Origin of the sequence: Paenibacillus nanensis (genome assembly GCF_003583765.1) — a bacterium.
Taxonomy (GTDB): Bacteria; Bacillota; Bacilli; order Paenibacillales; family Paenibacillaceae; genus Pristimantibacillus; species Pristimantibacillus nanensis.
On record NZ_QXQA01000009.1, the window covers coordinates 54,800 to 81,494 of the forward strand.

23 protein-coding genes are annotated in these 26,695 nt (G+C 56.1%); 4 read left to right on the top strand and 19 right to left on the bottom strand.

Going from position 1 to position 26,695, the window contains the following annotated elements; genetic code table 11:
- Positions 1–75: 75 nt before the first annotated feature.
- The 3 genes from D3P08_RS14900 (at position 76) to D3P08_RS14910 (ending at position 2,884) form a co-directional block, all read left to right on the top strand.
- Positions 76–507 (top strand): SRPBCC family protein, encoded by a 432-nt coding sequence (locus D3P08_RS14900; protein WP_119600494.1) that lies wholly within the window; start codon positions 76–78, stop codon positions 505–507.
- 159 nt (positions 508–666) lie between these two features.
- On the top strand, positions 667–1,917 hold the full coding sequence (locus D3P08_RS14905; RefSeq protein WP_119600495.1) for an MFS transporter: 1,251 nt from the start codon (positions 667–669) through the stop codon (positions 1,915–1,917).
- 169 nt (positions 1,918–2,086) lie between these two features.
- Positions 2,087–2,884 carry an AAC(3) family N-acetyltransferase gene (locus D3P08_RS14910; protein ID WP_119600496.1) on the top strand — a complete coding sequence of 266 codons (798 nt, stop codon included), beginning with the start codon at positions 2,087–2,089 and terminating at the stop codon, positions 2,882–2,884.
- A 1-nt stretch (position 2,885) separates the two neighbouring features.
- Here the strand turns inward: D3P08_RS14910 and D3P08_RS14915 are convergent, their stop codons facing one another.
- From D3P08_RS14915 to uraD, 14 genes are all read right to left on the bottom strand, one after another.
- A complete protein-coding gene (locus tag D3P08_RS14915) occupies positions 2,886–4,208 on the bottom strand; it encodes a deoxyguanosinetriphosphate triphosphohydrolase family protein (RefSeq protein ID WP_119600497.1) in 1,323 nt (440 codons plus the stop codon).
- A gap of 86 nt (positions 4,209–4,294) precedes the next feature.
- Complete coding sequence (locus tag D3P08_RS14920; RefSeq protein WP_119600498.1) at positions 4,295–5,275, bottom strand: aromatic ring-hydroxylating oxygenase subunit alpha; 981 nt, start codon at positions 5,273–5,275, stop codon at positions 4,295–4,297.
- A gap of 25 nt (positions 5,276–5,300) precedes the next feature.
- Positions 5,301–6,443, bottom strand: a complete 1,143-nt coding sequence (locus D3P08_RS14925; RefSeq protein ID WP_119600499.1) for a BMP family ABC transporter substrate-binding protein — start codon at positions 6,441–6,443, stop codon at positions 5,301–5,303.
- Positions 6,444–6,460: 17 nt separating this feature from the next.
- Complete coding sequence (locus D3P08_RS14930) at positions 6,461–6,922, bottom strand: (2Fe-2S)-binding protein (RefSeq protein ID WP_119600500.1); 462 nt, start codon at positions 6,920–6,922, stop codon at positions 6,461–6,463.
- Complete coding sequence (gene pucD / locus D3P08_RS14935) at positions 6,922–9,225, bottom strand: xanthine dehydrogenase subunit D (protein ID WP_119600501.1); 2,304 nt, start codon at positions 9,223–9,225, stop codon at positions 6,922–6,924. The genes D3P08_RS14930 and pucD overlap by 1 nt, the downstream gene beginning before the upstream one ends.
- Positions 9,226–9,263: 38 nt before the next feature.
- Positions 9,264–10,181: an FAD binding domain-containing protein gene (locus D3P08_RS14940; RefSeq protein WP_119600502.1), complete on the bottom strand. Its 918-nt coding sequence runs from the start codon at positions 10,179–10,181 to the stop codon at positions 9,264–9,266.
- A gap of 26 nt (positions 10,182–10,207) precedes the next feature.
- Positions 10,208–11,137, bottom strand: a complete 930-nt coding sequence (locus tag D3P08_RS14945; RefSeq protein ID WP_119600503.1) for an ABC transporter permease — start codon at positions 11,135–11,137, stop codon at positions 10,208–10,210.
- A 37-nt stretch (positions 11,138–11,174) separates the two neighbouring features.
- Positions 11,175–12,311, bottom strand: a complete 1,137-nt coding sequence (locus D3P08_RS14950) for an ABC transporter permease (protein WP_119600504.1) — start codon at positions 12,309–12,311, stop codon at positions 11,175–11,177.
- Positions 12,308–13,840, bottom strand: a complete 1,533-nt coding sequence (locus D3P08_RS14955) for an ABC transporter ATP-binding protein (RefSeq protein WP_119600505.1) — start codon at positions 13,838–13,840, stop codon at positions 12,308–12,310. Before D3P08_RS14955 ends, D3P08_RS14950 begins: the two co-directional genes overlap by 4 nt.
- Positions 13,776–14,456 carry a nucleotidyltransferase family protein gene (locus tag D3P08_RS14960; protein ID WP_162848494.1) on the bottom strand — a complete coding sequence of 227 codons (681 nt, stop codon included), beginning with the start codon at positions 14,454–14,456 and terminating at the stop codon, positions 13,776–13,778. The genes D3P08_RS14955 and D3P08_RS14960 overlap by 65 nt, the downstream gene beginning before the upstream one ends.
- Positions 14,431–15,441 (bottom strand): XdhC family protein, encoded by a 1,011-nt coding sequence (locus D3P08_RS14965; RefSeq protein WP_119600507.1) that lies wholly within the window; start codon positions 15,439–15,441, stop codon positions 14,431–14,433. Before D3P08_RS14965 ends, D3P08_RS14960 begins: the two co-directional genes overlap by 26 nt.
- Before the next feature lie 5 nt (positions 15,442–15,446).
- Positions 15,447–16,781: a 5'-deoxyadenosine deaminase gene (locus D3P08_RS14970; RefSeq protein ID WP_119600508.1), complete on the bottom strand. Its 1,335-nt coding sequence runs from the start codon at positions 16,779–16,781 to the stop codon at positions 15,447–15,449.
- 36 nt (positions 16,782–16,817) lie between these two features.
- Positions 16,818–17,171: a hydroxyisourate hydrolase gene (uraH, locus tag D3P08_RS14975; RefSeq protein ID WP_119600509.1), complete on the bottom strand. Its 354-nt coding sequence runs from the start codon at positions 17,169–17,171 to the stop codon at positions 16,818–16,820.
- Between the two features lie 18 nt (positions 17,172–17,189).
- A complete protein-coding gene (gene uraD / locus D3P08_RS14980; RefSeq protein WP_119600510.1) occupies positions 17,190–17,702 on the bottom strand; it encodes a 2-oxo-4-hydroxy-4-carboxy-5-ureidoimidazoline decarboxylase in 513 nt (170 codons plus the stop codon).
- Between the two features lie 245 nt (positions 17,703–17,947).
- Between uraD and D3P08_RS14985 the strand changes: the two genes are divergently transcribed.
- Positions 17,948–19,600: a PucR family transcriptional regulator gene (locus D3P08_RS14985; protein WP_119600511.1), complete on the top strand. Its 1,653-nt coding sequence runs from the start codon at positions 17,948–17,950 to the stop codon at positions 19,598–19,600.
- Here D3P08_RS14985 and add read toward each other — a convergent pair.
- The 5 genes from add to D3P08_RS15010 form a co-directional block, all read right to left on the bottom strand.
- Positions 19,593–20,633, bottom strand: coding sequence for an adenosine deaminase (gene add, locus D3P08_RS14990; RefSeq protein WP_119600512.1), 1,041 nt, complete (start codon positions 20,631–20,633; stop codon positions 19,593–19,595). The genes D3P08_RS14985 and add overlap by 8 nt on opposite strands.
- A gap of 150 nt (positions 20,634–20,783) precedes the next feature.
- The gene (locus tag D3P08_RS14995) at positions 20,784–21,152 is read right to left on the bottom strand and encodes a type II toxin-antitoxin system HicA family toxin (RefSeq protein WP_119600513.1); all 369 of its coding nucleotides are present in this window, start codon (positions 21,150–21,152) and stop codon (positions 20,784–20,786) included.
- A 153-nt stretch (positions 21,153–21,305) separates the two neighbouring features.
- Positions 21,306–21,617: a rhodanese-like domain-containing protein gene (locus D3P08_RS15000; protein ID WP_119600514.1), complete on the bottom strand. Its 312-nt coding sequence runs from the start codon at positions 21,615–21,617 to the stop codon at positions 21,306–21,308.
- Positions 21,618–21,703: 86 nt separating this feature from the next.
- Positions 21,704–24,706: a VWA domain-containing protein gene (locus tag D3P08_RS15005; protein ID WP_119600515.1), complete on the bottom strand. Its 3,003-nt coding sequence runs from the start codon at positions 24,704–24,706 to the stop codon at positions 21,704–21,706.
- On the bottom strand, positions 24,690–26,681 hold the full coding sequence (locus D3P08_RS15010; protein WP_119600516.1) for a vWA domain-containing protein: 1,992 nt from the start codon (positions 26,679–26,681) through the stop codon (positions 24,690–24,692). The genes D3P08_RS15005 and D3P08_RS15010 overlap by 17 nt, the downstream gene beginning before the upstream one ends.
- Positions 26,682–26,695: the final 14 nt, after the last annotated feature.

Consider the following 26,695-nt stretch of genomic DNA (forward strand, 5'->3'; position numbering starts at 1 on the left):
TCTGCCACATTCTGTTATAATAAGTGGTGGCTGGCGCATCTTTCGCCGCGTATTTAGAATAAGGAGGGTTATTTAATGGGAGCAGCAAATCCGGTTACGATTACGGTTCAAACGATTGTCCAAGCCCCGGTCGAAAAGGTCTGGGAATGCTGGACGGAGCCCAGGCATATTACGAAATGGAACCAAGCCTCCGACGACTGGCACGCGCCGCATGCGGAGAATGATTTAAGAGTTGGCGGCAAGTTCGTAACTAGAATGGAAGCGAAAGACGGCAGCTTTGGATTCGACTTTGGCGGCGTATATGACGAGGTGAAGCAGCACGAAAGCATCGCTTACACGCTCGGCGACGACAGAAAGGTGAAGATCACCTTTGTTCCCAAAGATAATTGCACGCAAGTGATTGAATCCTTCGATGCGGAAGAGACCCATGCCGCCGAAATGCAGCAAGCCGGATGGCAAGCCATTTTAGATAACTTCAAAAAGTATGCGGAATCCGTCAAAGAATAGCTCTAATTTTTGCGAGTCAACTAAGCGCATGCCGTCAGCGGCATGCGTTTTTTATCTGACAAGCGATCTGTTTTTATGTAAATTTTTTGTTATTTCCGTTCATGAGCCCGCTTATCCTATACAATTAAGGCATTCGGATCGATCGAGGAGGCCAAGCTTATGCGTTCGTACACAAAAGAAGAAAAAAGCTGGATGTGGTATGACTGGGGCCATTCCGCCTACTCCGTCATCATCTCGACAGCGGTCTTCCCTCTGTTCTACAAAGCCGCCGCGGAAGGCGCGGGTGTCAGCGCCGCTGATTCCACGGCATACTTGGGGTACGCAATATCGATCTCGACATTGGTCCTTGCTCTGCTTGGTCGGATCTTGGGCACGATTGCCGATTACCAAGGCTTCAAAAAAACGTTTTTCGCCGGCTTCAGCCTGCTCGGCATCGCAGCCACCGCGCTGCTCGCCTTTATTCCGCACAATAATTGGGAGCTGCTGCTTGTCTGTTATATGTTTATCGCGATCGGGTCGGCAGGCTCGGCGGTGTTCTACGATGCCTTTCTCGTGGACGTCACGGTTGACGACAGAATGAATAAAGTGTCCGCCCGCGGATTTGCGATCGGCTATATCGGAAGCACCATCCCTTTTCTGGTCAGCATCGCGATCATTCTGCTTGCCGAGCAAGAGATTCTGCCGCTTTCCGTCACGTCCGCGAGTCAAATCGCCTTTTTTATAACGGCGCTCTGGTGGGGCGTCTTCACACTGCCGATGCTCCGCAACGTACGTCAGAAGCATTATATGAAGCGTGAGCCCCGCATACTTACGAACAGCTTCAAAAGCCTGTTCCAGACCTTTAAACAAATCAAACAGCATCGCGCGATTTTTATTTTTTTGCTGGCCTATTTTTTCTATATCGACGGCGTCGGGACCATTATTACGATGTCCACCGCATATGGAACGGATCTGGGCATCGAGTCGACGGATCTGCTCATCATCCTGTTCGTCACTCAGGTCGTCGCTTCCCCATTTGCGATACTGTACGGTCGTCTGGCGGATCGGTTTTCAGGCAAAACGATGCTGTACGTCGGCATTTGCGTCTATATTGTCGTATGCGTCTACGCGTACTTTATGAAGTCGGCGTTCGATTTTTGGGTGCTTGCGATGCTGGTCGCCACCTCGCAGGGCGGGATCCAGGCGCTCAGCCGGGCGTACTTCGCGCGCATGGTGCCGAAGGAGAACGCGAACCGGTTTTTCGGATTTTATAATATTTTCGACAAGTTCGCGTCCATATTAGGCCCCTTCCTCGTCGGCGTCACCGCGCAGCTCACCGGCAATACGAGCATAGGCGTCTTCAGCCTCGTCATCCTGTTTATCATCGGTATTTTCATACTCATGCGGGTGCCGGAGCCAGGGAGCAAATAGCAGATAACGACGATAACGAAACCTGCCGTTGACAAATCGCGATCCGCTCTTCTAAGATTAAAGGGACAATTCGAGAGCCATGCTGGCGGCGGCAACCTTAAGCTGCTCCGCCCAACTCCGTCCTGCTTTAGGGGCGGAGTTTTTTTATGGCCAACAAGGAGGAGTTCCAATGAATGAGGAAGGCAAAGCAATTCTGACAATCGAGGATTTGCGGAGAGCATTCGTGTCATGCGGAGTTTCGCGGGGACAACACATCATCGTTCACGCCTCCATGAGCCGCATAGGCTTCGTCGCCGGCGGAGCGGAAGCCATCGTAAGAGCGCTGCTGGACCTAATCGGCGACGAAGGAACGCTTCTGGCGCCCGCCCAAACATGGAAAAATCTTGACCCGTCCACCGGCGTCCACGGGGAAATTCCGCATTCCTGGTGGCCGATCATCCGGGAGCATTGGCCGGCGTTCGACCCGCTCGTCACCCCGTCCGTCGGCATGGGAGCCGTAGCGGAGACGATACGCATATGGCCGGGCGCCAAACGTTCGGGCCATCCAGCGCGGTCGTTCGCGGCTATCGGCCGGTACGCCTCCTATTTGACGGAAGAGCACGATCTTCGGAATATATTCGGCGCGGGCTCGCCTCTGGACCGCCTGTATCAACTGGACGGCTACGTCCTGCTGATCGGCGTCGGTCACGAGAAGAACACGTCGCTTCATCTTGCAGAAACAAAAGCAAGCTTCCCCGGCAAACACGACGTCGAGGAGCACAGCGCCATGTTCGTGGACGGCAAACGCGCCTGGGTGTCTTATCACACGCAAGCGGTCGATGACCATGACTTCATACGGCTGGGCACGGAATATGAGCAGGAGCATGCCGTACCGATCCACGCCGTAGGCGGCGCGGAGGTTCGTTTAATCCGTCAGCGGCCGCTCGTCGATTGGACCGTCGCTTGGATGGAACGGCACAGAACGTAACTTAATCTCTCTCATAAATCGATCCCGAGCGGCTTGCGAACAATTCCGTATAGACCTTCTCGGCGTAGGCGTCCGTCATTCCCGCGATATAGTCCGCGACGAGCCGTTCCCACGGCCATTCGCCTTTCTGCATGTCGTAGCTTTCAACCCAGTCGGGCGGCAGAATAAGCCGCCCCGTCTCATAGTCCTCCAGGCTGTCCCACAGCCGTTTGAGCATATTTTCGCTGCGCTTCTGCAGACGCTGGACCCGGAAATCTTTGATCATTGTAACCCAGGCCAGCTTTTTCAAAATTTCCATCGTGCGAAGCAGCTCAAGGTCCTCCGCGTCATCCTTAACGAACGTAACCCGTTTCCAGCCCGACTTCGGGTCGTCGATTATGCCGACGCCGCTGGCGAATTTGCTCACCCATCTCGCCTTCATCTCACGGTTCGTTCGCGATTTCTCCCTACCGTATTGCACATGGATCTGCTTCCATTGCAAATAATAGTCTTCCAGTACGCGCTTTACCATCGCGCTTAGATCCGTGCTTTTTTCCCATTGCACCGCGGCCATGCTGGCCGGATCGTCGAGTATTTCCCGAACAACGCCGTCCACAATTCGGTTATCCTCGAAAAAATCCTCCGACAGCACAATTTTGCCCGCGCGAACGCCGTCTTCGATATCATGCGTGGAGTACGCGATGTCATCGCATAGATCCATGAGCTGCGCCTCGAGTGTGCTGCAGCCTTTCGGCATTCCCCATAGCTCGCGCAAATAATCGATACCTTTCCACTCCATCGGGTAGACGCCCTTCATCCGGCTCGGATCGTCCAGGCAATACGGATATTTGTTGATCGCAAGCAATACGGCCGCGGTCAGATCCAGTCCGCGTTCGCTTCCGGCGCGCTTCTCCAAAAACATAAGAATCCGGAAGTTCTGCGCGTTTCCCTCGTAAGGCACCCCGTAACGTTCACGCAAAATATGATCCAGCACTTCTTCGCCTTTATGGCCGAACGGCGGATGCCCCAGATCGTGCGCCAGCGAAGCGCATTCGACAACCTCCGGAACCAGCTTCAGTCCGGGATGCTCGTTTTTCATCAGAAACGGGTACGTTTTGCCAAGCCGCCGCGCCACCTCGCGGGCGATTTGCGACACCTCCAGCGAATGCGTCAGCCGTGTCCGGTAATAATCGCCGGAGCCTGCCCCGAATACTTGCGACTTGCCCTGCAGCCGGCGAAACGCCGGGGACTGGATCAGCCTGGCGTAATCCTTCTCGTATTCGTCGCGGTCCTCGCTGGACAGCGTCCCCCCTGTATCATGCAGCCGAAGTTTTCGTATGTTCATCCCTATCACCTATCTTGTTGTATATGATGGCAAAGAAAGCGGCGCGAGCCGGCTGCTGCCGAGACTACGCGTCGCTTTCCCGCGGTTTATGCCGTTCCGAATGTAACGCCGGACTCCTTCAGCATCTTTCGATATGCGATGGCAAGCCGGTCGCACTTCAAATGGAGCTCCGCCTGCAAATCGAGCGGCAGCAGCTCGGGCTTCTGGTTCTCGACGATCAATCGGTCCTGCTCAAGCAGAATGTCCTGGAAGGAGATAAAGATCTCGTCCGGTTCGTCCTTCGCGTAATTGCGCTCCATCAGCATAAACGCGACGCTGCTTGTTTCATTTTTCGGCAGAACGAGCAAATATAAATGAAAAATATCATCCGAACCCGCAATTTGCTTCGACAATGAAACGCTGACGGGATGATACACCTCGTAGGTGTACAGCGATTGCACGCCCACGCCTCTGCCGTCTGGATCGGGCTGATACACCTCGATAATATCCGTGCGAAGGGCGCCGTCCGCCTCGTGCACCCGGTAATCGTTTATTTCCGAGTATTCGCTGTCCCCGAGCATCCCCTCATGCACATACATTAAATGGGAGACATCCAGGAAATTTTCAACCACGCGCGGCGCCGCTGCCGATATCTCGTACGGTCCCATATATACCTGCGCGAAATCGGGATTCGGACCTCGCAGACCGATCTCGGGCATTTCCGTCACAGGATTCCCTACGCATACCCATATGATACCATATGTTTCCTTGCATGCGTAAGCGACAGCGCGAGCCTTGGACGGGATTGCCGTTCCTTGCGGGAGGGAAGGAATGCGGGTGCAAGTCCCGCATCCGTTATAGGTCCACCCGTGGTACGCGCATACGATTTCATCGCCTCTCACCTTGCCGAGCGATAGCGGTACGCCGCGGTGAATGCACAAATCCTTCAGCGCATGAACCCCATCCGAGGAACGGAACAGCACGACCTTCTCGCCGAGCACCTCGATTGCGGCAGGAGCGCCGGTTAAGGCGGCGGACATCATGACGGGATGCCACAAATCTTTTAATACGGGGTCGAGAGCAGTCATAAGAAGCTACCTTCCTTTCTTGCTGTTATTGTGGGATCGTGCCTTTCACGCCTTTTACGAAATAGTCCATCGCCAAAATATCTTCAAGCGGCAGCGCCGCGCCGGCGGCTACTTTTTCGGAGCCGGATTGGTCGTAAATCGGTCCCGTGAACACGTCGAAGGTCTCGGCCTGAATTTCCGCTTTTTTCGCATCGACGGCGTCCTTCACGTCCTGCGGAACATTTTTGCCGTATGGCGCGATCTCTACCATGCCCTCTTTGAAGCCGCCATAGAATTGATGCGATTCCCACGTGCCGTCAATGACGCTTTGGATGACATCCGTATAATATGGCGCCCAGTTCAAGACAGGGTTCGTCACATAGGTTTCGGGCGCGTAACGGTTCATATCGGAATCGTTGCCCATCCCCCATACGCCTCGCTCCTGAGCCGCCTGAATGCCTGCCGGCGAATCTTGGTAGTTCGCCAGCACGTCAACCCCTTGATCAAGCAGGCTGATCGCCGCTTGTCTTTCCGTCGCCGGATCGAACCAAGTGTTGCTCCACACGACCGACACCTCGATGTCCGGATTGACGCTTTGCGCGCCGAGCGTAAAAGCGTTGATCGTATAAATAACCTCCGGAATCGGAAATGCGCCGACGTACCCGATTTTGTTGTTTTTGGTCAGCATCCCTGCCGCGATGCCGGCCAAGTAGCCTGGCTGGTAGCCTTTTCCTTGGTAAGTCGCGAGGTTCGGGAGCGTTTTGTAGCCGGTCGCGTGCATAAATTTTACGTCGGGATATTTCTGCGCCACGTTGTACATCGGATCCATATAACCGAAGCTTGTTCCAAAAATAAGATCATGGTCCTGCGCCAGCTCCTCGAATACGCGCTCCGCGTCCGGGCCCTCCGGCACATTCTCGACGATCGTCGCTTTGATGCCGAACTTCTCTTCAATCGCTTGACGGGCTTTATCGTGCTCGAATGTCCAGCCGCCGTCGCCCGGAACGCCGATGTAGACGAAAGCCACCTTCGGCAGCCCCGCGGACGGGCTTGCCGCAGGTTCGGTTGAAGCCGCTTCGGACGGGGATGTGCTTGGCGATGCGGAAGGACTCGCCGTTTTGGATGCTTGGGAGCACGCGGTGATGAAAGCTAAAGTAAATATAATGAGTGTCAAAAAAGCTTTTTTCATAGTTTCTCCTCCTCTGGTTACGTGCTTGCGCCGCATCTTCTTACCGCCCGGAGAATGCCTCCATACCCGGTGCAGCGGCATAAATTGCCTGCCAATCCTTCTTTGATCTGGTCGGTTGTCGGGCACGGCGTCTCATCCAGGAGCGCCTTCACGGACATGATCATTCCCGGCGTGCAATAGCCGCATTGGAATCCCCCTTCTTCCAGGAAAGCCTCTTGCACCTTGTGCAGTCCGCCCGCTGACAGTCCTTCGATCGTCGTAATGGCTTTGCCGTTGCTCTGATAAGCCATGACAAGGCACGCGTTAACGGGCTTCCCGTCCATATGGACGATACAAGCTCCGCAGCGCCCCAGCTCGCAGCTCACTTTCGTTCCTGTCAGCCCAAGCTCCTCACGCAGCAGCGTCAGCAGCCGTTCGGCAGGCCGAACGCGGAGCTCCGCCGTTTGACCGTTCACCGTTGCTTTCCAGATGTAATCCATCACGAGTCGTCAGCTCCTTTGCAACTACGTTTCAGTATGCCGGGGAACGCCCCCATCAGCTCTTCTCTGCGGATCGGCAACCGCGTAATCCAGCTTCCGACCGCATCGTGAACGGCCAGCGCAATGGCCGGGGCGAGCGCAACCGAGCCTACTTCGCCGATGCCGCGCGGGCCGTAAGGGTCGTCCTGCGGCAGCTCTTCGATCGCATGCAGCGTAACATCCTCCGTCACGTCTCGAATCGTCGGAATGATGTACGTGTCCAAATTTTCGGTTTTGTAATGACCGTCCTGGAGCAATGCGTCTTCGCTTAGGGTAAAGCCTTGCGCCATCACGCTGCCGCCTTCGATCTGGCCGATGTAGCCCATCGGATTGACAGCAGGTCCCGCCGCGACGGCATGATGCTTGCCGAGCAGCTTGATTGCGCCTGTCAGCGTGTTTACCTCAACCTCGACGGCGACTGCCGCGCATGTATACAAATAATGGCCGCCGATCACCGGATCCGGTGAGACGGGGAAATGAAATTCCGTTTCATATGCGAGCTCCTCCTCTTGGAGCAGAGCGACTTCCTTATATGTGATCAGCCTTTCGGCCTTTCCGTTCTCGGGTTGAAGCCAAATGCCGCCCGGTCCGGTCGATAGGAGCGGCGCCGGCTTGCCGGTCGCCTTCGCCGCCAAGCCGATCATGCGAGCGCTTAGCTGCGGGTGCAGCTTCGACAGCGCCATATGCGCGATCGTCGTCGATCGCGACGCGGTGCTGGAGCCGGAATGCGGCACCTTAGCCGTATCGCCGATCACGATGCTTAAATCATCAGCGCTGCAGCGGAAACGTTCCATAAGCATGAGCTCCAATGTCGCAATGACGCCCTGCCCGAATTCCTCGAAGCTGAAGGCCGCTTCCAGCTTGCCCTCCCGGGTCAACGAGAGCCTCCCGCCGCCAGGATCCGGAATGCCGTAGCCGAGACCGGAGCCATGCATCGCAAGCGCCGCTCCGACGCCGCGCTTCACCCAAGGCTCCGAAGCGTCACGCAAACGGGATGACCGCCGTCTGCTCCATACTTCCGAATCGGCGACCGACCGCCACACGGCGGGCAAGCAATCCGTCGGAAGGATCCGCTGCCCAAGCGGACCGGGATCTGCCGCTTCGCGGAGGTTCAGTCTCCGGAATTGCCAAGGGTCCATCCCCGCCAGCTCCGCGAGCCGATTCATCTGGCTTTCTACCGCGAATATCGCTTGGTTGCCTCCGAAGCCTCTAAATTCGCCGGATACCCCATTGTTCGTAAACACCGACACCCCTTCGACGGCGATATGCGGGATCCGGTACGGCCCCATCGCATGCTCCGTGGCGAAGTTTAGGACCGGCGCACCGAGCGTCGAATAGGCGCCCGTGTCCGCGATAATTTCGGCGCGATGAGCGACAAGCCGCCCTTCTGCGTCGATGCCGGTTTTCATGACGAGCTTCATCGGATGCCGCTTCAAACCTGCCCGAACCGATTCGCGCCTGCTGTTATGCAGCTTGACGGGATTGCCGGTTTTCAGGGCGAGAAGCGCTCCGTACGGCTGCACGTTCAGCTCGTCCTTCCCGCCGAACGAGCCTCCGATCGGACTGGAGACGACGCGGATGGATTCTTCGGAGACGGCAAGAATCCGGGCCAGCTGCATTCGGTCCTTGAAGCCGTGCTGCGTAGCGGCGTAGACGGTTAATCCGCCTTCCTCTTCCGGTACGAAAACGCCGCCCTCCGTCTCCATATACGCGTGCATTTGACGGGGCGTCCAATATGTCTCCTCCACAACGTGGACGCAGCTCCCAAACGCCTCATCGGGGTCGCCCTTCCGGTAGCTCGTGCGGTGGAGGACGTTGCCGCCGGGATGAAGCAGCGGCGCATCCGGTTGAAGCGCCTTCTCCGGATCATCCACAAGAGGGATCGGCTCGTAGTCAACCTCGATGAGAGACAGCGCGTATTCGGCCGCTTCCTTCGTATCAGCGGCCACTGCCGCAATGGCGTCGCCGATATAACGGACCCGGTCCTCGCAGAATACCGGCTGATCCGGATTTACAATGCCGAACCGGTTCAAGCCCGGCACATCCTTATGCGTCAATACCGCCCGGACACCCGGCGCGCGTTCCGCCTTCGCCGTGCGGATATCGAGAATAAAGGCATGAGGAACCGCGCTGCGAAGCACTTTCCCGTAAAGCATTCCCGGCACGGACAGATCCGTCAAATAAGTGAGCGAGCCGCTTACTTTAGCTGGACCGTCCGGCCTTCCTCGCCATTTATGCGCCGTTCTTTCCCCTCTCGTCAGCATAAGTTTTCCCTCCTTCCGCTAAGCATCAAAGATGTCCTTTACGACTTCATCAGCTTCCATAGCCGTGAAGTAATCAAATTGGCGGACGCTTCTTTCCGGTACTCCGAACCCGCGAATAGATCTTCAGCAGCCCGATATTGGCTATTAATCGTTTGATGGATCAACGAAAGCATCGCTTCGCTTAACCGGGAACCGCTAAGAGCCTTCTCCGCCTCCGGCAATCGGTCCGGCAGCGCCGCGCCACCACCGGCGGATAACCGGATCTCTTGCATGACGCCGTCCTCCGACAGCCTTCCGACTCCCGCAATCGTAACGAGCGAAGGCGTGAACGCCTCCCGGCGGCCCACCTTCTCGTAGAACTGAAACCACTCATCGTGCTGCGCGTGAATATCGTGCTCTGTCAGGGGACTTGCGCTCGCGGATGCGGGAATGAGCACTCTGCCGATAATGTCGTCCGGCTCCCGCGCTCCTTCCGCCCCTTGCACCCAGTCCCGGATGGGCACGGTATGACGCGCAGGACCGCGGACAATAAGCAGCTTCGCGTCCATTGCCATCAATGCGGGAATCGAATCGCCGACCAAGCTGCTTATGTTGCCGCCGATCGTTGCCAAATAGCGGATGGACGGAGCGGCGATCTGTTCGATCGCTTCTATCAGCAATCCGCCATAACGCTGAAGAGCTCCGTTAGACCGGCATTCATTCAGCGTCACGGCAGCCCCCACGCTGACATGGCCTTCCGTCAGCTGGACACCCTGCAGCTCATGAACGCTTTCGAGGCTGATGATGTGCAGAGGCGGCGGCTTTACGCCGTTCTCCCACTGCGTTCGGAGCAGGGTGCCTCCCGACACGTAACAGGCGGCCTCGCCCCATTTCCGCTTCAGAAGCCAGGCTTCTTCCGCTGCCGCCGGCTGCCAAACCTCCGGATATTTCGGCGCATTGGTCATTTCCATCGCCATATCGATTCCCCCTATCCCTTTTCGACCTAGAATCGTTGTTCCCTCATATAGGGAATACCCAAAGCTTTCGGCTCGACGGACGGTTTATTTCGGTTCCGCCAGCCGACGGCCATCAGCACAAGTATCGTGACGACATAAGGCAGCATCTTCAAGAAATAGGACGGGATGCCGATGTCCATCAGCTGCATCCGGAAGCCAAGCGCGTCGAGTCCGCCGAATAAATAAGCGCCGCCTAAGGCATACAGCGGATTCCATGCAGCCAGGATGATGAGCGCGACCGCAATCCAGCCGCGGCCGGAGGTCATGCCCTCGATCCAGTTCGGCGAATACACCATAATGAGATAAGAGCCGGCGAGCCCCATCAGCATCGAGCAAGCGACGACATGAATATATCTAGTAACGCTTACCGATAGCCCCATTACATCGGAAGTCGCCGGATTATCGCCTACAGCCCGGAGATGCAGTCCCCAAGAGGTTTTATACATATACAAATAAAGCAGCATCACAAGCGCGAAGCTCAGCCAGACAAATACATCCAAATTGGATAAAATGCGCCCGGCAAACGGTATCGACTCCAGCCACGGCAGCTTGATTCTCGGCACGGCGACGGCCAGCGCTTGACCCGCGACCGGCTTGCCCAGATAGGCGCTCAGCCCCGTGCCGAACAGGGTTAGCGCGAGCCCGCACACCGTCTGATTCGCCCGTAGCGTTACGCATAAGAACGCATGCAGGAGCCCCATGCCGCCCGCCGCAGCCAGCGCCGCTAGCGTTGCCAGGAGCAGATTGTTCGTCTGTACGAACGTCAGACAAGAGACGACCGCGCCGATCAGCATCGTACCTTCGGCGCCCAAGAAGATCACGCCGGAGCGCTCGCTCAGAATGCCTCCGAGCACCGCGAACAGGAGAGGCGTGCCCGACGAAATGGCCGCAATAATTAAGAAAACGTAGAAATCCATACGGGTTTACTCCTTCCGCCCTAGGTGAAAGCTGTCGTTACTTCCCGCTCCCGCCTCTTCTCACGAGCCTGTATTTGCCCAGCATCTCGCCGCCGATGAGGCAAATGAGAATCGCCCCCTGCAGCATAAGCGACATCGAGGAAGGCAGGCCGATCGTCTGCACGCTGTATCCTCCGACAATTAAGCCGCCGACGAACAAAGAGGTGACGATCATCCACCACGGGTTCAGCTTCGCAAGCCACGCGACGATAATCGCGGTATAGCCGTAGCCCGGCGAGATGCCGTACATCAGCCTGTGCGACACGCCCGATACTTCGCTCATGCCCGCAAGTCCGGCCAAGCCGCCGCTAATTAGCATGACGAGAAGAATATGGCGGTTAACGGAAATGCCAGCGTATTTGGCCGCTAGCGGATTTGCCCCAAGCAGCTTCATCTCATAGCCCCAGCGCGATTTGCTGTAGAGCAGCGAGAACAGAACAACGGCGGCTAACGCAAAGATCAGACCGTAATGCAGTCTCGTGCCGGAGAACGTCATCAGCTGCTGGTCGAGCGAAAAGATCGGCGTTCCGGGGAAGTTGAAGCCTTCCGGATCGCGCCATGGCCCGAATACGAAGTAATCCAGCAGGAGCAGCGCCACGTAGTTAAGCATCAGCGATGTAATCAATTCGTTGACGCCGAAATAAGTGCGGGGCAGCGCCGTCAGCAGCCCCCAAACCGCGCCGGCCGCGATGCCTGCCGCAACCATAACAGGGATATATAGCGCCCCAGGCAGATCCGGCCAATAAACCGTAACCGCGGTCGCGGCAATCGCGCCGGCGATCAGCTGCCCCTCCGCTCCGATATTCCAGACGGAGATGCGGTAAGCGACGGCAACGCCGAGTCCGCAAAGCAGAAGCGGGATCGCCTTCACCAGCGTTTCGCTAATTCCGAACGACGAGCCGAAGGCGCCCTTCGCCATCTTGGCGTACACCGTGAACGGATTCATGCCGTTCGCCCAGATGAACATTGCGCAAAGCAGCAATGCGGAAGCGATGGAGAGCAGAGGGACCCACCATCCGCCTCCCTTCTTCGCCGGATCATATTGCAAAGAGAAAGTAAAAAGAGGCTTGTGTGCTGCGTTTTCTCGGGCGCGGATCTTTCGATTTACCGTCTCAGCCCATGTTTCCTGATTCATCGGGCGGCCTCCTCGCTGTCTCCGATACCGGCCATCATTCGGCCGATTCTATCCTTATCGATTTCCGTTTTACTTAATTCGCCAACAATATTGCCGCCGTATAAGACGAGAATCCGGTCGGACAGCCGCATCACTTCGTCCAAATCCTCGGAAATAAGCAGCACGCCGGCTGAACTGTCCCGCAAGTCAAGCAGCATTTGATGAACCGATTCCGTAGCGCCCACATCGAGCCCTTGCGTCGGATGGACGGCAACCATCAGCTTAGGCTTTTGATCGATTTCTCTGGCCAGCAGCAGCTTCTGCTGGTTGCCCCCGGACAGGCCTCTAACCGGAACGGTCAAACTAGGCGTTCTTACATCGAACCGATCAATAAGCTGCGCTGCCCACCGCTCATTGTCCTTATTTCGAAGAACACCCATTCGAAACCGCTCGTTCCCCCGATAACTTTTCAGCATCAGGTTGTCCACAAGACCGAGACTGCCGGCGAGCCCGCTCTTCATGCGGTCTTCGGGGATAAGCGAGATGCCTTTATCGATGCGCCGTCTAATGCTGGCGCCCTCCATGCGCTCGCCCAGACACGTCATCGTCCCGCTCGCCCAGCTCCGAAGCCCGGCAATCGCTTCCGCCAGCTCCTTCTGGCCATTGCCGGCGACACCGGCGACGCCTATTATTTCACCTTCCTTCACCTCAAAGCTGATGCCGTTAAGCGCCCGGTATCCATGATCCGCAAGCACCGTCATCTCTTGAACGGCCATTATGGCAGCCCCGGCCTGACCGGCCGGCACTTCCCCGGCGTCATTCAGTGCCCGGCCGACCATCAGCTCGGCCAGCTCCTTGGCGTTTGTGTCCTTGCGGTCAAGCGACGCGATCATCCGTCCTTTCCGCATGACGGAGATCCGGTCGGCGGCCGCCATGACTTCCTTCAGCTTGTGCGTCGTAATGACGATTGTTTTCCCGCTTTGCTTCAGCTCGCGAAGCGTCATGAACAGCCGCTCGGCTTCACTCGGCGTCAGAACGGAGGTCGGCTCGTCGAGCAGGATAATATCCGCGCCGCGGTACAACGTTTTTACGATTTCGACCCGCTGCTGTTCACCGACGGACAGCTGCCAGACCGGCGCATCGATCGGGAACTGTAGTCCGTATTGTTCACAGAGCTCGGAAATCTCCTTCGCTTTCTTCCGCTTCCATGACGCTCCTCGCCAAGGCTGCTTTTTCTCGCCAAGGATGATGTTGTCAAGCGCCGTTAACGTTGCGACAAGCCGGAAATTTTGATGAACCATACCGATTCCGAGCTGCATCGCGTCTCTTGGCGAGCGGATCCTGACGCGCTCTCCGTGAACGAACAGCTCGCCGCTGTCGGCGCGGTAAATACCGGACAGCAAGCTCATCACCGTACTCTTCCCTGCGCCGTTCTCACCCAACAGCGCGTGGATCTCACCGCGCGCCACAGAAAAATCTACACGGTCATTCGCAACGACATCCCCGAACCGTTTCACGACATGGTTCATCTGCACCGCCAATCGGCTCATCGCTTCCCCTCTCTTTCCTCGCTGATAGATGCCTTCGTTCCCGCATGAACAAAACCAAATCTTCGACTGTGTCGATATCCGTCAAACGGATGTCCTGTTCCGCTTGAAGCAGCGCGCCCTTAACCCGCGGCTCCTTCAGCAGCTTCCTTGCGCCGTGATCGCCGCTTAAAGCAAGAAGAGACGGGAACATTGCAGCCGATAGCAGAATCGGCGGTGTCGGCGCTTCTCCCTTGCAATAAGCGGCATAATCGATTTCCGGCTCCATATGCCAGCGCGCCACAAGCCGTTCGATCATCTCCGTTGTCACGAGCGGCTGGTCGGCTAACAGGACAAGAACAGCTTTCGGCTTATAGCGCATCGCCTCGGCTATCCCCGCCCGGATCGAATAGGCCATGCCTTGTTCCGCGTCATCCGCCGTTACAAGCACCAAGCCATCCCACGCGTCCTCGGTCCATCCGACTGGCAGCCAATCCGGAGCCGGTCCAGGCTTCGTCACGACAATAACCGGACGGCAATGGCTTAGAAGAGCGCTTCTCAGACCGCAGCCGCCAAGCTTGCTACCGTCCTCTCCCCCTTCGAGCTTTTCCAGCTCAACCGACAGCTTTGGAAATCCCATGCGCCGGCTGCTTCCCGCCCCCAAATACAAGATTGCGACTTCCCCCGTCCTCATGCTTATCCCCTCCGCGCCTCACGGCAATAAGTTCCGCCATGACACTGACCGCGATTTCGTACGGACCGTCCGCGCCAATCGGGAGACCAATTGGACAGGAAATCCTTTCATTGCGAGCATTGTCTCCCAGCAGTCTTTCTCTTCTCGCCGCAGAGCCCATCACACCGATGTAAAAAGGTTTTGCGGGCAGCACCAGCTCAAGAAACTGCCGGTCGCGCTGGAATTGATGGCTCATGATGACTACATAATCCTTTGAGGAGGGCCGCAGAACGGGGATCGTATCCTTCGGAAAGCCTGGCACGATGAAAGCTCCCGGGAAACGATCCTCTCGGCACAACGACTCGCGGAAATCGGTAACGGTGACGGAGAACCCCGAACCCTGCGCCAACTGACAAAGCGGCCTCGCGTCATCGCCTGCGCCGAACAGCAGCAGCCGGGGCTTCGGCTCCCAGCACACCGTCTCGCAGCCTTTTTCCCGGAACGCTTCTGCCGTTTCACGCGACTCGGTCACCGCATAGTCATTAGGCAAGCCCTGTTCCTTGAGCTTGCGAATGAACCAAACCGGCTTGCCGTCTTGAAGAATCTGGCTGGCTTCCCGGACAGACGCAAGAAGCGTTCTCGTCACCGGCTCCAGCAGCACCCGTATGAGGCCGCCGCAGCCGATATGCTCTCCCCACGACAGATCATTCTCCGGCCGCATATCGTATTCGACGAGCTGAGGCGAATTTTGTTGAAGGACGAAAGGGACATAGGCCAGAAGATCGGTTTCCAAACAACCGGGACTGAGCGTGCCGCAGGCTTCGCCTTCCGGCTTGAGCACCATCATGGCGCCTTTCTTCCGGTAAGCATGCCCCTCTACGAATAGGATGGTTGCGATTACGCACCGTCCGCCCAGGTTAGCCGCTTCCTTCACCAGATCCGCGTCATGCACCCCGTTCAGCCCCCTTCGTTTATTCTCCTGAGCAGACGCGCAATCGAGCGGTCCGCTTCTTTCAGCACAATGCTTTTGTCCACCGTCATCATCGCTTTGTTGTGCATGACCAGCTTGCCGTCAATCAGAACGGTATCCACATCGCTGTAGCCCGCGGAATACACGACTCTGGAATACGGATCCGCGTCGAAGGACGGAAACGCGTGGAACTCGTTAAGCTCAAGCAAAATGAGGTCCGCCTTCTTCCCGGCTTCGATGCTGCCGATCTCTTGCTCCATGCCAAGCACCTCGGCGCCGCCCATCGTCGCCATGCGAAGCACCGTTTTGGCGTCCATCGACGTAGGGCCGTGCAGCGACTTCTGGATCATCGCCGTCAATCTCATTTCCGAAAACATATCCAGCGTATTATTGCACGGACTTCCATCCGAGCCGATCCCGACGGATATATGATGACGGAGTAAATCCGGCACCTCCGCAATTCCCGAAGCCAGCTTCAAGTTGGAGCCCGGGCAATGCGTCACCTTCACGCCTCGCTCGCGGATGACCCTTTTCTCTTCTTCATTAAGCCAAACGCAATGCGCCAATATGAGATTCGGATCCGTAAGCCCGATATGATCGAGATAGAGCACGTTGCGCATGCCTCGCTCCCGCTCGACAAGCGCGATTTCGTCTTTATTCTCAGAGGCGTGCGTATGCACCTTCACGTTATACCGCTTCGACAAATCGCGAACGCCGGTCAGCAGCTCCTCCGTACAGGAGACGACAAACCTCGGGCAGAACGTATATTGAATGCGCCCGTTCGCCCTGCCGTGCCACTTCTCCAGCAAATCGACGCTTTCGGAAAGCGATTGCTCCGTGCTTTCGTTCAAACGCGCCGGAACGTCGCCGCCGTAATCCATCATCACCTTGCCGGAAAATGCGCGAATGCCGCTCTCTTCAATCGCCCGGAACGCGGCTTCCGTATGATGCACCGTCTCCATATCGAGTATGGTTGTCGTGCCGCTGCGAATCAGCTCTCCGATTCCAAGCATCGCGGAATAATAGACGGATTCCTCGTCATGCGCCGCTTCGAGCGGCCAAATGCGTTTTTTCAGCCAATCCAGCAGCTCCAGATCATCCGCTCTGCCGCGGAATAGCGTCTGACAGAGATGAATATGCGTCTGAATGAAGCCGGGCAAGAGCGTCTTCCCTTTCGCGTTGATCGTCCGGTCCGCTATCGCTTCGATTCGCTCCGCGACTTGGACGATTCGGTCTCCTTCGATGAGCACATCGCCTGTCAACACCAAGCCTTTCTCATCCATCGTTATGATTTGGGCGTCTTTTATGAGCGTTTTATTCATGTCCTAATCTCCTTGTCTGCGCTCCTTTTCAGTCCTTCAACTGCCGCGGTACGTGCTGTAAGCGCCTGGCGCGATTAACAACGGAATATGATAATGCTGCGCGGCGTCGCGAACGTGAAAGGCGATCGGCACGACGTTCCATATCGTAGGCACCGGCGATGCAATCCTTTCAAAATAGTCGCCGACCCGGAACCGCAGCTCGTAGAAGCCGGCTTCAAGCCGTGCGCCGGATACGAGCGGTTCGTCCAGACGGCCGTCTGCGTTCGTCCAAGCGTTCGCGATGAGTTCAAAGCTCCCGGCAGGCTGAAGCCGGTACAGCTCTACGCCAAGACCGTGCGCCGGCTTGCCGAGCGCTGTATCGAGCACATGTGTCGTTACTTTTCCTTCCATGCCGGCTCAACTCCCTCGCTAACTGGCCTCGGTATTGATATCCATATGCTCCAGCCGGAAGGATGCGATTTTGCAAACCTCCCCTAGCGCGCGCTCTTTCTCTTGTTCGGCGGTGTTCATCATCCTCTTCTGCATGGAGTCCGCGATCATATCCGGCGTCAACCCCTTTACTGCGATAATAAATGGAAACCCGAATCGTTCGCGGTACTTCGCGTTCAATTGATGAAAAATATACGCTTCATCGCGTTCGAGGCGGTCTAACCCCGCTCCGCGCTGTTCCGCTACCGATTCCTTCGTCATTCGAATGTTTGCGCCGAGCTCGGGATGCGCGCGGAGCAGCTTTAGCTGCAGCGCCTCATCCGCGTCCTTCACAATTTCGCACATCCGCTTCAGCATCGCTTCCCTTGTGCGGAATGGTCGGCTGTGCCAGGCTTTCTCCGCCACCCAAGGCGAGCATTCGAACAACGATCCGTATTGCGCGACAAACGCCGTTTGATCCCAATTATTCGATAGGTGTAAAAGTCGATCCATATCCATTCCCCCTAATCGTCTATTCCAGCCCTTCTCGATCATTTGTGTTAGTTTTAATGACATAAACATTTGAATTGAAACTATCATATGATGCGGCAAAGCTTTTGTCATTGTACAGAATATCTAGATTTGCAGGGGGTGTTCGTGCATATCGACTAAAAAAATGAAAAAAACGGCTTCCCTTTTCCGGATTTATCCGCTATATTTATGTAAGATAATCTAACATAAAGGAGGGCGACTCACTTATGTTGCTAAAGGATCTTATTCAAATCCCCGTACTGAAGGATGCGCGTATTGCGGCAGGAGCCGAAGGGCTGAACCGCAGCGTGGGCACGGTCAATATGATGGACGCCCCGGACATCATTCATTTTCTGAAGCCGAACGAGCTCCTCTTAACAACCGCATATGCGGTAAAGGACCACCCGGAAACGCTTTATTCGTTAATCGAACAAATGGCGGAAGCAGGCTGCGCGGGTCTTGCGATTAAAACAAAGCGATTTCTGGAGGAGATCCCCGGCTGCGTGATCGAGGCCGCGAACCGTCTCCAGTTTCCGCTGCTTGAGCTGCCGCTCGACCATTCGCTTGGCGAAGTGCTGAACGGCGCGCTTAGCAGCATCCTTCAAAATAAAACGAACGAACTCAGCTACGCGCTTGACACCCACCATACGTTTTTTAATCTCATCCTAAAGGGCGAGGGCTTATCCGAGATTGTGGAGAAGCTTTCGCAGCTTATCGCCAGCCCGATTGTCATTCTCGGCTCCAAGCTCGAACTGATTAGCTTGTCCTCGGTCATCAAACCGAATATTCAGCTGTTAAATAAGTGGATTAGGCAATTCGGAGGCTCGAAAAACGGACTGGAGGCCGGCTTGTATACGATCTCCGACCTCCTTCCGGCAGACGGCGCGGGGTTTGTCAGACTTCAGCCGATTCCGACGCCGCAGCGGCCCGGCTATATTTTGGCGTTTATGCATGAGGAAGAACTGCGGACGCACCATGCGCTGGCGCTGGAGCAGGCGGCGAATGTGCTTGGGTTCGAGCTGCTGAAAGCGCAGGCGGTAAAGGATCGGGCGCGCCGGTACAAGATCGAGTTTTTTACGGAGCTTGTGCAAGGGGAAATCACGTCGGAGCAGGAAATCATTCATCGCGGCAAGCAGCATGGCCTCTTCCCGGCCGATTCGATGCTTTGCGTCGTATGCGGAAGAGATTCCGACGACGGCTTTGCGGAGTCGGAGCAGGATCATGCTGCGGTCGAGCGGAGAGCGAGAGAGACGGACCAGCTCTATCATACGCTCTCGAAGGAGTTCATGAAGCTTGGCGCGCCATTTGTGCTTTTTACGCTGAAGGATAAGTTCATTGCCTTACTCTCCGCCAAAGAGCTGCTTGGAGCATCGCCCGACGGCAAGCTGCGCATGTCGCAGCAGCTAATCGGCATCTCTGAACGGTTATCCGCCAGAGAAGAAATAAGCCTGTCTTACGGGATCGGAAGTCCGTTCAATAAGCTTGTAGACATTCCCGTCGCCTATAAGCAGGCTATGGACGCTTACCGCCTCGGCCGAAGCCATAACAAGCAGCGGTTCGTGCAATATTATCACACCAAAGATTTTGCGGATTTGCTCCGGCTTATCCCCGTAGACGACCTGCAGGAATTTATAGAGGAAACATTCGAAGCCTGGAACGGCATCGACGAGGGCGAACAGCGGGAATGGCGCAAGACGCTCCGGGTCTTCTACGATAATCATTGCCACATCGGAGAAACAGCCAAAGGCCTGTATATTCACCGGAACACGGTGCTCTACCGGCTGAACCGCATCGAGCAGCTCACCGGCGTTCAAGTCCGCAATCCGGCGGACAGTCTGCGGATACGCATTGCGCTCATGATTAAGGATCTTGTCAGCTGACCGGTTCCCGCTTCAGCCAATTATCGAGCTGCTGCTCCATGAGGGAGAGCAGCTCTTTCTTCTCCGTCCCCTGCAAAAAAGCCGCCTCCGCTCCATTCATAACGACCTTCGTTAACTCCGTCTCCGAAAAGCCCAGCTGCTCGTGCATCATCCGGTATTCCTTCGTAATCGTCGTATTGGAAACGGTTAAATTGTCGGTGTTGACGGTAACCGCAATGCCTTGCTCGAAGTATTCGCGAATCGGGTACGCCTGCCAGCTGGACGCTGCTTTGGTCTGCAGATTGCTGATCGGACAGAGCTCCAGCGGAATCCGCTCCTTGCGTATCCGTTCGACGAGGGAGGGATCTTCGTTCATGCGGACGCCGTGGCCGATTCGAGCGGCCCCGAGCCGCTCGACGGCCGTCCGGACGCTTGCGGCGCCTGCCGCTTCGCCCGCATGGACCGTAATCGGCAGCTTCCGTTCGCGCGCCATCGCGAACAGATCCACATACAGCTCCGGCGGATATGCGGCTTCCGCCCCCGCCAAGTCAACCGCCACGACTCCTCTCCCCAAATGTTGCGATGCAGCCCGGATAACTTCCCGATTCATCTCCTCGGAATGGCCGCGCAAGCATATCGCGATACACCTTGCAATTACACCGAAGTCGCGCTCACCCCGCCCGAGGCCTTCTAAGACCGCACGAACGGTATCCACCACCGTTAATCCGAGCTTCCGGTGCAGCTGCGGAGCAAAGCGGACTTCGACGTAGCGGCAATTGTTCTCCGCCGCCTGCTCCACAAGCTCATAAGCCACTCTCGTAAGCGCTGAGGACGTATGGAGAAATTGCCCGACAAAATGAAATTTGTTCAAATATTCGACCAAGCTGCTGCACTCGCCCTGCACTTGCATGTAGGGCAGAAGCAGCTCCGGCTCCCAGACCGGCAGCGATTCCCCGCTTTCCTTCGCGAGCGCAATCACCGTCTCCGGCCGTACGCTTCCATCCAGATGAACATGCAGATCCACCTTAGGAAGCGAAAGCATCCGATCGTCCATGGAACGTCCTCCTTTAATCTTTTTTAAAATCTAATATATACTGATGTTACGTGGAATGTAAATATAATTAACATAAAATTAGTTTTATTGTCCGATGCAGCTGCGACTGATAACGAAAGACCCTGCTATGTCGCTTAGCAGGGTCTTTCGTCAATTTGTTAAATCCACAGCATGATCGGTTACCTGATACATGATATAGTGACGGTTCCAAATCTGCTTAGCCGTTACGATCGTTTTTTGGCCGTTCCTTTCAAAAAAATAACCGGAGCCTTCCTGCCCGACAAAAGTCCATCCTTCTTCTTTCATTTTTTCTAAGAGTCGTTCATTTTTATAGCTTGTTTTTGTCACATACTGCCCTTCCGTTTCCATCCGAAGAATAGAATGATTATTGCGGTGAAGCTCGTACATAAGCTTTATGTTGTTTAACCCCATATTGTGGACATAGAGCCCCGCTAGTAAAAGGCAAAAGAGAATGAGTCCGGCAATGCCTAATGCGGCGGCTTTCACGGGCTTGCTCACAATTAACGCCTCCTTTATGTGTAGTGACGTCTTGGTTAGTCGGAAGGTTGCCGTTTCCTATCAAAAAAATCAATCGTCCAGTCGAAGAAGGGGACGTTATGCCGCAATTAAAAAAGAGCAGGCATCTTCGCCTGCTCCCGTTATCCGGAATACCTATTCGCCTTGAACGACTTCTCCCGTCCACGCCAGCATGCCTCCGGTCACATTGGCGACGTCGAAGCCTTGAAGAGCTAGAAATTCGCAAACCCGTCCGCTTCTTCCGCCGCTTCTGCAAATAAATACGACATCGCCTTCAACATCATGCACTTCATTGGCGCGGGCTTGAAACTCCGACAATGGAATTAGCCTTGCTTCTTTTATATGTCCCTCTTCCCATTCATCCCGCTCACGCACGTCAATCAAATTTAATTTTTCGCCTTGCTTCAGCAGCGTTTCCAGCTCGGCGGTCGATATTTCGCGATACATCCCGGCAACATCCTTCCTCTGTCGAAAATAACCATTCGAAAGCATTGTACCCCGCACAGCTCAAAAAGTCCATTGCAGGCATCCTTCTACCGCTTCGTTTTATTTTTGGCGGCCAACAAACGGTTGATCGTCGCGGCTTGCGCGGCATCCTCCTGCGGCTTGCCTCCGCTTGACGGTTTGCGGTCCTTCTTTTCGTTTGCAACCGCGTCTTGACGCTTAGGCGTTCTCTGCGAAGGCGGTTCATTAAACGCTCGGGCAGGCTGACGGTTCACTGCGTCCGCTCCAGATTTTGTTCGGTTAGGCGAAGTCACCGAAGCAGCCGCATTGCAGGACCTAGTAGTTGTGGCCGTTTTAGGACTGGCGGGCGGTTCATGCTTGCTCTCTTGCCCATAAAATTTGCTTTTCTCCGCCGTCCGCTGTTTTATTCTGCCGATCGAATCCGCTCTTTGGCGTGCGTTAGGGTTCGGTGATGCCGTTCTGCGCAAGCTATGGAACGGCAGCGCGACGGCTGCCGCTATCCGGGCCCATGGCAGCGACAAGCGTCTTAAGGCGATATCGATCAGCCATAGCAACAAAGCGATGACGAGAAGCTCGCGCGACCAATCGTACGGCACCTTTAGCTTGACCGGCTCGAAGCGAAACGCTTCTTCGGCCTCTTCAACGCTTAGTTTTCTGCCGCCGGTGACGGAGGCAATCTGTGCCAGCAGCTCCGAGCCTTCTTGATTGCCGATCCGGTATTCCGGCGAATACGGAATAACGAATCCCGCTGTTGTACCTTCACGAATGGCGGAGCCTCCTTCGGCAGCGCTCAGACTGCCAATTTGGGTTAAGTACGCGCCGGGCTCCATCTCTCCAAGCTGCGCTTCATAGCGTCCCGGGGCGACCGGCATGAGCCGTTTCGCCGCCGCTTCGCCTTCTTCCTCCTCCAAAGCGGCGGCTAGTCCGCTGACCGAACCTGTCTCATATTGATCGCCGGTTGTCTCGACGATCAGCTTGCCTGAACCGCCGTCCATGGCCGCGGATATGCGGTACGGAGAGCCGTCAAACTGCGGAAACGTCCACTTCACCCACTCCGTCAGCGCCTCGGGGAACCGGTTCCACTGTACCCATTCCGGCGCCCACTTGCCGATCATGTCGCTAGTCCATGCGACCGAACGACCGGCGCCGTAAGTCCATCTGGCGAGGAGCGGATCTCCGTCCGGCGACCAAAGGGCAACCTCCGCCATTTCCTTAGGCGTCGTCGCCACATAAGCCTGAAGCCGAGGCACACCGCTGTCAAATAACGCGCTCCAATTGCCTGCATCGCCAACGCTTGGCGCAATGGTGCCGTCCACAATATAAGTTCTGGACATGAGTACTGTCTCGCGGCTGAATATTGCCGGCAGCGTGCTTTGGTCTCGCGTAAAGTAGTAACGCCCCTTGCCGTCATTCGCCAATCTTTGCAGCAGCGCCTGGTCCGAACCTTCGCCAACTGCAACTGTCGATAACGTCATCAGATTTTCATTCATCGCGTCCGTTATCGTTTTATAATTCATCGATGTAGAGGATTGACCGTCCGTGAGCAATATCATATGTTTCCGCTGCGCATCTATCTCAAGCAGACCCTTGAAGCCGGCGTCAAGCGCCATGTAAATTTCGGTTCCGCCTTCCGCTTGAATGCCTTGAATCTTTTGCAGAACCTCGTCGCGATTCGTAAGAGGCGTAGGTTCGACAACCCACCATGGCGTTGAGTCAAACGCGACAACGCCAACCGTATCCACATCGCGCAGCAGCTCGACGGTCCGCATCGCCGCTTCTTTGGCCAGCTCCAGCTTGCCGTCAGCCATACTGCCGGAACGGTCGATAACAAGCACAAGCCCAAGCGAAGGAATTTGCTTCCGTCCTTGCAGATCCATATAGACGGGGAGCGCTCTTTCGACTGGCGTCTTGAAATAACCGCCTAAGCCGTAGCTGTCCTCACCCCCAAGCATGACCAAACCTACCCCATAATCGCCGACAGCTTTAGCCAGCCATTCCATCGGTTTTTCGGCGATTCGTGTCGCGGGAACATTATGCAGGATAATGCTGTCATAAGCCGCGTACGCGGCAAGCTCGACCGAGAGCTGCTCGGGACTTATCGTTTCATGCCCGATTAAGGAAGCCGATAAGGCCGCTTCGATATTGCCGGAAGAGCCCGGCACACCCTCCACGATCAGCACGATCGGCGGTCCGCTAACCCGGCTGAACGCAAAAGCTTCGTTATTGGCCGATTGTTCGTCGCCAGCCGCAAATAGCTCGGCGCGGAACCGATGAAAACCGGAATCTTTGGCGATGCCTTGCAGGGCAAACCGGTTTTCCCCTGCCTCCAGATGTACGCTTGCCGTCGTAACCGGCCGGTCATCCTCGAACAGACGAATCTCGGCCTCGCCTGTGAAGGTGCTTTGAATATTAAGCTGAAAGCTGAACGTCTCGCCTTGCTTGAGCGCGGTCGGCACCTGCAGTTCATCGATTGCGGCATCGCGCTCCAAAGCGGAAGCAAGCTCCACCACATCGACGGCGATTCCGGCATCCTTTAGCAGGCGAGCCCCTCGCAGGGCATCTCCCGCATTTTCCGAACCGTCCGACAAAAGCACGATTCGGCCGCCGCCTTTTTCGCGAAGCAGCGCCGAACCAAGCTGCAATCCTTTCGACAGATCGGTAAACTGATCGTTTAATTCCGTCCGGAACTCATATTGCCTTTCGTTCGGAAGAGGCTTCTCCGACAGCGCCCGGTCGACCACAGCATGTAAGCCCGCAGATAATATTCCGCCGTAGTCCCCCTCCGATTTATTCCTCCATGCTTCTGCAATCCATTCGCCGACCGCGTCTTGATCCTTCATACTGGCTGAACGATCGGCTAAAAACACGACGTTTCGCTGCTCCAGCGTCCGGTAAGGCGCCACGCCTGCAATAAGGGCAACAAGCAGGAGCAGAATCAGTGCGCGCGTTGCGATTACTGCAAGCTTCCGCGTCCCCTGAAGTCTTGGCGTATGACGTGCCATCCGCCAAATGTATACGAGCAACGGCGCCAGCAGCAGAAGCGCCCATGGCGAATCAGCTTGTATGCCCACGTCGGTACACCTCCCATTCCGCCAGCATAACCGCCAGAACTAGCAGGACAGCCCATACCAGCAACGACTGATGCGTAAGCGGAGCCGGCGTGTCCATTGAAGGGGCTGAACCCTCCTCCGAACTGTTCGGGAAAGCGGTCTGCGGCTTCAGTTCAGCGTTGCCTGCTCCGCTGGTCAGAAGCTCCGAGCTTTGAGGCATAACCGCCAAATACCGCTCGCTGAGCAGTTTGCCCTTAACGTCCCGCTCCACAAGCTTATACAAGCCTGGAACGGCGGGCGCTTCCTGACGATCAGCTCCAACTGTCACGGAAGGCAGCGGCAGCTGCCCCTCGAGCGTCAGCCCCGCCCCCGACCATTCGACCGGCTCCCATACCGCTGCCTCCGTCTCCGACTGAAAGGGCAGCTCGACCGGTTCGCCCGCGGTTACAGTACCCAGCTGACTAAGCGAACCGCCGCTCATCCATTCCGCTGACTGTACGATCAGGACAGGGAACTCAGGCCGAAGCGGAAGATCCGTATCCTGAAGCTTGAATGTATAGCGGAGTCTCGGCAGACCACCCTCCGAACCCGCGTAGATAGCCGGTATACCGCCGTAGGTAAGGACCGGCTTTCCCCAGCTTGTCTCTTCCGTATCGGGCACATAAAACCGGCCGATGTGGGTTTCCTGCAGCGTCACATAGGCCGTGACCGGATGCTCTATCGTTTGTACGCCGCTATGCTTCGGGACGGAAGAAGACGGGCTGCCTTCGGCCGGATGATCGATTTGCCAGAGCGGTTTTTGTGCCAGAAGCTCGGTCCAGGCTTCGTCGGTTCTCAGCCTTTCGTCGGAACCGTCCAACACGACCCAATCGATTTCCTTCAGCTGCTCATTGCCGGGCGGAGCCGCATCCGGGCTTATTTTTACGGGCTGAACGCCGGCGAGAAGCAGCGCTTTTTCCAGAAAGAGATTGCCTTCGGTAATCAATAATACTTGGCTGCTGTTCTTTATTGCGGGAAAACCGAATGCCGTATTATCCGCTAAAATTCGATCCGATGCCGGAAGAAGCCTCGCTTTGTAGTACTCCGCTGGCGGAAGCCCGGATGCATCGGCGCTCCCCCATTCGTTAGGCTCAACGGTTAGCGGAACAGACGCCGCAAGCTCGCTTTCGTTCCCTTGGTTCACCGCGTACAATTCAATCGTATACTCGCGTTTCTGCGCGCTGTCATTTTGCACGGTGACGACCGCTTGATTAAGACTTGAATCGGCAGGGTCCGGGCGGATACCGACGTTCAGAATAGAGCCGTTATCCGCCGCGGCCTCTTCGCCTGCTGCTCTTAGCTCGACCGGTGCATGCAATAGCAGAGCGCCGGCTTCCTCCGCATCTCTCCAGAGACCGTCGGTAAAGAGGACCGTTATGCCGCCCTCATCCCCCGAATGAAGAGAATCCGCAAGCGATAAAGCGGCCGTATTGTCGGCATTGCCATAGAAGGGCGTCAGTTCATCCAATGCGCTTGCAATCGCTTCATGATCAACGCTTCTCGAAGCAAGCTCGAGCGGTTCCGGCCCGGTAGCGATAACACTGATCGGCCGGGACTTCGGCTGGCTTAGAACCCACTGCTTCGCATCCTCAATGGCAAGCTGAAAGCGGGTGACAAGTCCGCCTCCGCCCACCGCGTTCTGCGCAGTTAAAGCCGTCATGCTGGCGGAACGATCAATGACAAGAACGGCATGACCGTCCGAACCGGCCGGCCTCGTCCATACAGGATTCATAAGCGCCAGCACAAGCAGAGACGCCGCGAATAGCTGCAGAAGCAGCAGCCAGCGTCCGCGCAGCTTCTGCCACGGCCTATTCGCTTCCTGCTCCTGCAGCACGCGCCGCCATAACAGGTGGCTCGCCACTTCGGTATCCCGATATGTTTTTTTCAAAATATACATGAGCGCGATAATCGGCAATGCCGCTGCGAACCAGGCCGATGCCGCAGATAAAAATTGCAACTTGTCACCCCCTT

What these genes read in the sequence shown, in the direction of transcription:
- pucD (WP_119600501.1), bottom strand. Translation starts at nt 9,225, where the DNA reads ATGCTGACGAGAGGGGAAAGAACGGCGCATAAATGGCGAGGAAGGCCG.
- add (WP_119600512.1), bottom strand. Translation starts at nt 20,633, where the DNA reads ATGGACGATCGGATGCTTTCGCTTCCTAAGGTGGATCTGCATGTTCAT.
- D3P08_RS14955 (WP_119600505.1), bottom strand. Translation starts at nt 13,840, where the DNA reads ATGAGCCGATTGGCGGTGCAGATGAACCATGTCGTGAAACGGTTCGGG.
- uraD (WP_119600510.1), bottom strand. Translation starts at nt 17,702, where the DNA reads ATGGATCGACTTTTACACCTATCGAATAATTGGGATCAAACGGCGTTT.
- D3P08_RS14960 (WP_162848494.1), bottom strand. Translation starts at nt 14,456, where the DNA reads ATGGGATTTCCAAAGCTGTCGGTTGAGCTGGAAAAGCTCGAAGGGGGA.
- D3P08_RS14915 (WP_119600497.1), bottom strand. Translation starts at nt 4,208, where the DNA reads ATGAACATACGAAAACTTCGGCTGCATGATACAGGGGGGACGCTGTCC.
- D3P08_RS14945 (WP_119600503.1), bottom strand. Translation starts at nt 11,137, where the DNA reads ATGGATTTCTACGTTTTCTTAATTATTGCGGCCATTTCGTCGGGCACG.
- D3P08_RS14970 (WP_119600508.1), bottom strand. Translation starts at nt 16,781, where the DNA reads ATGAATAAAACGCTCATAAAAGACGCCCAAATCATAACGATGGATGAG.
- D3P08_RS14940 (WP_119600502.1), bottom strand. Translation starts at nt 10,181, where the DNA reads ATGGCGATGGAAATGACCAATGCGCCGAAATATCCGGAGGTTTGGCAG.
- D3P08_RS14910 (WP_119600496.1), top strand. Translation starts at nt 2,087, where the DNA reads ATGAATGAGGAAGGCAAAGCAATTCTGACAATCGAGGATTTGCGGAGA.
- D3P08_RS14925 (WP_119600499.1), bottom strand. Translation starts at nt 6,443, where the DNA reads ATGAAAAAAGCTTTTTTGACACTCATTATATTTACTTTAGCTTTCATC.
- uraH (WP_119600509.1), bottom strand. Translation starts at nt 17,171, where the DNA reads ATGGAAGGAAAAGTAACGACACATGTGCTCGATACAGCGCTCGGCAAG.
- D3P08_RS15000 (WP_119600514.1), bottom strand. Translation starts at nt 21,617, where the DNA reads ATGTATCGCGAAATATCGACCGCCGAGCTGGAAACGCTGCTGAAGCAA.
- D3P08_RS14930 (WP_119600500.1), bottom strand. Translation starts at nt 6,922, where the DNA reads ATGGATTACATCTGGAAAGCAACGGTGAACGGTCAAACGGCGGAGCTC.
- D3P08_RS14985 (WP_119600511.1), top strand. Translation starts at nt 17,948, where the DNA reads ATGTTGCTAAAGGATCTTATTCAAATCCCCGTACTGAAGGATGCGCGT.
- D3P08_RS14950 (WP_119600504.1), bottom strand. Translation starts at nt 12,311, where the DNA reads ATGAATCAGGAAACATGGGCTGAGACGGTAAATCGAAAGATCCGCGCC.
- D3P08_RS14900 (WP_119600494.1), top strand. Translation starts at nt 76, where the DNA reads ATGGGAGCAGCAAATCCGGTTACGATTACGGTTCAAACGATTGTCCAA.
- D3P08_RS14920 (WP_119600498.1), bottom strand. Translation starts at nt 5,275, where the DNA reads ATGACTGCTCTCGACCCCGTATTAAAAGATTTGTGGCATCCCGTCATG.
- D3P08_RS14905 (WP_119600495.1), top strand. Translation starts at nt 667, where the DNA reads ATGCGTTCGTACACAAAAGAAGAAAAAAGCTGGATGTGGTATGACTGG.